Annotated in this window: 5 protein-coding genes and 2 pseudogenes; all 7 read left to right on the top strand. The window is 46.9% G+C overall.

Annotated features, from left to right (window positions below; translation table 11 throughout):
• A pseudogene (locus AA74_RS0120110) lies at positions 1-585 on the top strand (type VI secretion system tip protein VgrG); the annotation flags it as partial.
• Between the two features lie 11 nt (positions 586-596).
• Positions 597-1,391, top strand: a complete 795-nt coding sequence (locus AA74_RS0120105) for a DcrB-related protein (RefSeq protein ID WP_008503526.1) — start codon at positions 597-599, stop codon at positions 1,389-1,391.
• A gap of 2 nt (positions 1,392-1,393) precedes the next feature.
• Complete coding sequence (locus AA74_RS0120100; RefSeq protein ID WP_025913143.1) at positions 1,394-2,656, top strand: polymorphic toxin type 46 domain-containing protein; 1,263 nt, start codon at positions 1,394-1,396, stop codon at positions 2,654-2,656.
• Complete coding sequence (locus AA74_RS0120095; RefSeq protein ID WP_008503524.1) at positions 2,649-3,029, top strand: immunity protein Tsi6 family protein; 381 nt, start codon at positions 2,649-2,651, stop codon at positions 3,027-3,029. The genes AA74_RS0120100 and AA74_RS0120095 overlap by 8 nt, the downstream gene beginning before the upstream one ends.
• A gap of 33 nt (positions 3,030-3,062) precedes the next feature.
• Positions 3,063-4,175: pseudogene (tri1, locus tag AA74_RS01000000122380) on the top strand (ADP-ribosylarginine hydrolase Tri1).
• A gap of 355 nt (positions 4,176-4,530) precedes the next feature.
• Positions 4,531-4,968 carry a hypothetical protein gene (locus AA74_RS0120085; RefSeq protein WP_230469169.1) on the top strand — a complete coding sequence of 146 codons (438 nt, stop codon included), beginning with the start codon at positions 4,531-4,533 and terminating at the stop codon, positions 4,966-4,968.
• A 59-nt stretch (positions 4,969-5,027) separates the two neighbouring features.
• The coding region (locus tag AA74_RS0120080; protein ID WP_025913141.1) for a type VI secretion system Vgr family protein at positions 5,028-5,713 on the top strand (686 nt) is incomplete at its 3' end.

The raw sequence follows: 5,713 nt of genomic DNA, 5'->3' as shown, positions 1-5,713 counted from the left end.
AACGACGCGAGCATGCCGCCGTGGGCGCTGCCGGCTGCGGCGACGCAGATGGGCTTTATGAGCCGCACGAAAGACGGTTCCGTGGACAATGCCAATGCCCTGCGGTTTGAGGATAAAGCGGGCGCAGAACAGGTATGGATCCAGGCCGAGCGCAATCTGGATATTAACGTCAAAAACGACGAAACACATTCTACTGAAAAAAATCGAACCCAGTTTGTTGGCGAAGATGAAACCTTACGGGTAGCGAAAAATCAGAAATCAGGGATTAAAGGCGATGTGGTATGCCTGACGGGGAACAGTCGAAACGATAAAGTCGTTAATAATTTTATACTTTCCGCAGGAAATACGCTGAGACTGGAATGTGGTGAAAGCGCCATCGAGCTATCAAAAGACGGCAGCGTCCATATCATTGGTAATAACTTTAACTTTACTGCGAAACAGAATGCGCAAATTAATACGCTTTCTGGCGAATTACATTTGAACCCTGATGATGGACAAAATGTCATCGATCCGCCTGGCGCATCCCTTCAGGGTGAAATCCAGCAGGAAGTGGATAGTTTTTTTGTTATTAATGGCAATAAGTAAGAGTAACCCGAATGGCTGAATATATTCTTCAGGAAGCATCCCTTGCCTTACCCGATGTATTTAAAGACAGAACCATGAATTTATTTACCCTGAGTGATAACGGAGCCAGCGAGTTTACTTTTGTTGTTTCTCGTGCGAGTGCTAAAAACGAAGATAAAGTCCATGATGCGGCAACTCGTTTGGTACGTGAACTGGAAATTACGGTGCCCGACTTTCGTCTCGAATCCTCGCAGATGACCTCTGTTGATGGTCTCCCGGCGGTTGAGCTTTTTTATCAATTCAAAAATGATAATGCGATCATTTTCCAGAGGCAGACCGTTATTTTGCTCGGTGACCATCCTGGCGGCCAAAAGATGGTGTGTTATATCGGTACTTGCCCGGGCGAGTTTAGCGATTATTATCATAATCAATATCAGGAAATTATCCGCAGTATTAAGTTCCACAAACCGGCTCAGACTGAAACTAGAGAAATGCTCGCTGCCGACAGCCAGGGGCCATTTTTTGCGCTTGATAGTGAGAGTAAGGAATTGAGTGTCTTTGAAAACATTCAGGAACTGTATGGACATCTTTCGCTTCAGCGGGCGAAAGAGGGGCAATATTTGCTTTTTGAAAAACAGGGTAAACCACTCAGTATTGCACCCGTTCCGGGGAGCCAACCCCTTCGTTACGCGCTGTGGACGACTTTCGCAGACAAATCACATCACCTACTTTCACAGCTTTCCGTATGCCGCCAGGTGTCTGGTTCTGACCCGCTTGATACAGCCGACCGGATCCGTAAGTATCTGATGGCACAGCGAGCCGAATAGCCATGTCCGAATGTCAGGCTGCTCGCGTAGATGATGAGATTGCACATACAGCCTCAAAAGGCTGGATGATTGCAGGATTGGTGGGCGGGGCCATTCTGGGCGCAGCTGCCGTTGTCGTCACCGGAGGGACCGCGCTGGTTGCTGTTTCTGCCGTTGCGGCTGGGGCATGCGCTGCGGGTGGGTTGGGTGAGCTCCTCGGCAGTATGTCATGGGCTCCACGCCATACTGCCGGTACGCTAAAAGAAGGTTCACCCAATGTTTTTATCAACAGCCGAAAGGCGATCCGCGCTCACCTGTCAGCCGGAGAGTGTGATGAGCACAGCGGTAGCCTGCAACGGGTTGCGGAAGGTTCGATAAAAGTTTACATCAACAACTTTCCCGCCTCTCGCACAGGCGATAAATTGACATGCAGCGCTGAGATTAGTCAGGGATCGCGTAATGTTATTATCGGTGGAAGCAAAGTTCAGACCGATGAAATAAGTCCTGAAATCCCGGAATGGGTGAACTGGACGATGCTCGCCGTTGGTGCCGGAGCCATGGCGGTGCTGGCCAGTCCGGCAATCGCACTTCTGAGTACCCTCGGTGCGATGGGCGGTGGGACAGTCGGTAGTTATGCGGGGGGAATGCTGTTTGGCGAAGGTAGTGACGGTCAGAAATGGGGGATGCTGATCGGCTCGGTTATTGGCGGCGGGGCTGGCATGAAAGGCGGGGCAAGGTTTGATGCGTGGCGGGCTGGTAAGCCTGTTCTCGAACCGGTTAAGCCAAATATTTCGGCCCGAAGAGCTGAACTTAATGAAAAATTTGGACGCACGGGCGATCTTAATAGAGATATTAATATCCGTGCAAATCAAAAAATTGTTGATGATTTTATGCGTTCTCAGGGTGTTGAAGAAAGTAAAATACCAGCTTATCGCAGCGGTATAGATCTTGAACAGAGAGTGACAATTGAAACAATCAATAAAGGCAAAATAGCTTATCAGAATCAATCCCCAGGGAATTGGCAAGGAAACTGGTATTCTCTTGACGAATCGACCCCTGCCACAAAACTAGGCATTAACCCAGAGGGACAGGTCAGGGATACGGGGTTAATTGTTCCTAAAGAAGTAAAAGCTTATCAAGCGCAACAAAAAGTTGAGATGCTTCGAAGTAGTGCCACACCAGCCTTGGACACCTGGTCTGTACCAGACAAACCTTTCCAGACAGAAGGCGGTGGGATACAATGGTTTACCACTAAGCGTGATATTTGGACTCCATATAATGAATAACATGACAGCTCTAAATTATGTTGAAAAAGCATTAACTTTAGCAGAAAAGAGATATGCTGAGGTAAAACATCTCAACCCCCACTCCCCACTTTTACAAATGTACGATTCTATTGTACAACAATTAATATTTCTACGGGATTTAATCGAAGGCAAGGAAAAGGATAAAGCAAAATTATGGAAAATGACTTTCGGTATGTATGCAGCAAAGGAGTTTGATAATTCTGATGAGTTGTTTTTTGAAAGGTTGTCGGATGCCTGGTTTATTGTGGATCAAATCCGCCGAGGGTTAAAGGTTAGACTGCCGCATGAGGTTGATGCCAATTACAAAATGAAACAACATAATCTTAAAATGAAATATCCTGGTGAATTTTAGGGTTTGATATTAAAAATATTTTATTATGGGTGAATGGTGATAGACTTACATGCTAATTTGAATGTATTGTTAAAATATGTAGATATATATAGTAAGTACTTACCTGTTAGCAGTCTTTCAGTCCAGCAGAAGATGCAGTATAAATATAATGATAAACTATTAGAATCATCTTTTGATTGCGATGCACAAAAACAATGGGACTTAACACCATAATGTAACATCTCACTCGCGGAATCACGGGATCGTGCTGTCGGTGCGCTTATAGGTCTTGCTGTTGGAGATGCTGTAGGTACGACGCTCGAATTTTTACCTCGTGACAAAGCACATGTCAAAGATATGATAGGTGGTGGGCCATTTCGACTCCGCGCAGGTGAATGGACGGATGATACATCCATGGCATTATGTCTTGCGGAAACGCTTCTTGAGAAAGGTGATGCTGATACTATATGCTTCAGGAATAAGCTTCTGGCATGGTATCAGCATGGTTATAACAGTTCTAATGGCGTCTGTTTTGATATAGGTAATACAACGCGATTTGCTTTAGAGCAATATTTAACAATTGGCCCAGGATGGAGCGGCAATACTGCGGCAGAAACTGCAGGTAATGCTTCCATTATCAGACAAGCCCCTGTCTCTATTTTTTTTAGAAAGTCATTAAGCAAAGCGTTTTATGAAGCTAAAAAACAGAGTATCGCAACACACGGTGCCGCGGAAGCAATAAATAGCACACAGTATTTAAGTTATTTGCTTGTGCATATGATTAACGGTAGCAATAAAGATTTTGTTTTTTCTCCGCACGTTATGCCGCTTCAGCCACGCGTAATGATTATCAACGCGGGTGAATATAAGCAAAAAACTCGCAATCAGATTCGTTCAAGTGGTTATGTTATAGATACGCTTGAGGCCGCGATGTGGTCGGTATGGAATACGGATAATTTCCGCGATGCAATTCTACTGGCCGCCAATCTTGCCGATGACGCTGACAGCGTTGCGGCGACGGCGGGACAAATAGCTGGAGCATTATATGGTTATTCCGGTATTCCGCAGGAGTGGAAAAACAAACTCGTGCAGCACGAACGTATCGCCAAAATGGCAGGTGAACTGTTCGATAGAGCTCCAGAGGATAATTTCTTATTATTATATTAGTCATATGGCACGGGTATTGTACCGTGCCTCTTTCTTTGTCTGTCCCTAATGGTTTGTTAGTTAAAAGCGTCCCGGCGTGTCAAAAATTGGACAATACAGATTCTTCGAGAAGAGAACATGTGGTGACCATGGTTTGTGGATAAATAAAATTATATTGAGTTGGGTTGAATTAATGGCATCACTGATATAGTCAATCAGCGGTTTGGGCCAATATTACGCCTGATACCAAAATCTCTCGCCGCGTTAAGCTGTATCTTGTTGTTTTATGGTATTTGGTTTGGAAAAGGAGTGTGATGCGAAGTGAGATGACGACACGACAATGCCTGGAGAACAACATGTATAAATGTGGTACGTTATGATTCAATGGCTTTTCTTTATTCTCTTTATGATTTGGACACTAGCGCTTATCTGGAATGGAAAAGACTTATTCAGTAAAAAACAATGGTTCCTTGCTGGGTTGATGTTCATTCTGGTGCTAGTGGCTACGGTTGTTATTGGTTTTACGTTGAAATGGCTCGCTCAGTCAATGTCATTATTCTCCGTCGCAACGGCGAAACACTATTCGATTATCTTTTCCATGTCTTTCCTGTGCGTATGGGGACTAAAAGTTACCGTTGTGCTGCTCTGCACGATATTTTCCGGGATTACAGGAGGGCACAAAAAATACAATGCTGAAAATTATGAAGCAATATCGTCTATAACACGCGTCGTTGCGCCTTGCTTACTTATCGTTGCTAAAAGCGTAGTTTCCCTGGGGAGCGTCCTTATGTTTTCAGGTTTATGGCTTAAATAAGCACGATTTAAAAAATATCTCAATGAACACCGAGATTAGTCCATAGTGGAATAAAGATTATGCTCAACCGAATTACCGTTCAGCTCCCGGTGGAGGGGCTTCTGTTCTGGAAACTGACGGGCCGCGAGGCGATGTCCGAGTCGTTCGCGCTGACGCTGACCGTGCTCGGCACGGACGCGCGCATTGACCGCAGTAAGCTGCTGGGCCAGCCGGTCACGGTGACCATCCCGACGCAGAGCCTGCTGACGCCCCGCTATATTAACGGCAAGATTACCCGCGTGGCGGTCAGCGCCGTTGAGCTGACGGGCACCCGCTATGCGGTGTACCAGCTGACGGTGGAGCCGGACCTGTGGCCGATGAAGCGCGACCGCAACCTGCGTATCTTCCAGGGGCAGACGGTGCCGCAGATTGTGAAAACCCTGCTGGGCGAGCATCAGGTCAACGTTGAGGACAAACTCACCGGCAGCTACCGGGTGTGGGACTACTGCGTGCAGTATCAGGAGTCGAGCCTGGACTTCGTCAGCCGCCTGATGGAGCTGGAGGGGATTGCCTATCACTTCCGCCATGAGGCGGACAAGCACACCCTGGTGCTCACCGACGCCGCCACGCAGTACCAGCCGTTCAGCGGCTATGAGGTCATTCCTTACCATCAGACGCCGTCCGGCGGCAGTACGGATGAAGAGGGCATCAGCCAGTGGGCGCTGGAGGACAGCGTGACGCCGGGGATTTACAGCCTCGACGACTA

Origin of the sequence: Enterobacter sp. 5-4 (assembly GCF_000612205.1) — a bacterium.
GTDB classification, from domain to species: Bacteria; Pseudomonadota; Gammaproteobacteria; order Enterobacterales; family Enterobacteriaceae; genus Enterobacter; species Enterobacter roggenkampii.
This window is presented reverse-complemented; position numbering and strand designations above follow the sequence as displayed.

What these genes read in the sequence shown, in the direction of transcription:
- AA74_RS0120105 (WP_008503526.1), top strand. Translation starts at nt 597, where the DNA reads ATGGCTGAATATATTCTTCAGGAAGCATCCCTTGCCTTACCCGATGTA.
- AA74_RS0120100 (WP_025913143.1), top strand. Translation starts at nt 1,394, where the DNA reads ATGTCCGAATGTCAGGCTGCTCGCGTAGATGATGAGATTGCACATACA.
- AA74_RS0120095 (WP_008503524.1), top strand. Translation starts at nt 2,649, where the DNA reads ATGAATAACATGACAGCTCTAAATTATGTTGAAAAAGCATTAACTTTA.
- AA74_RS0120085 (WP_230469169.1), top strand. Translation starts at nt 4,531, where the DNA reads ATGATTCAATGGCTTTTCTTTATTCTCTTTATGATTTGGACACTAGCG.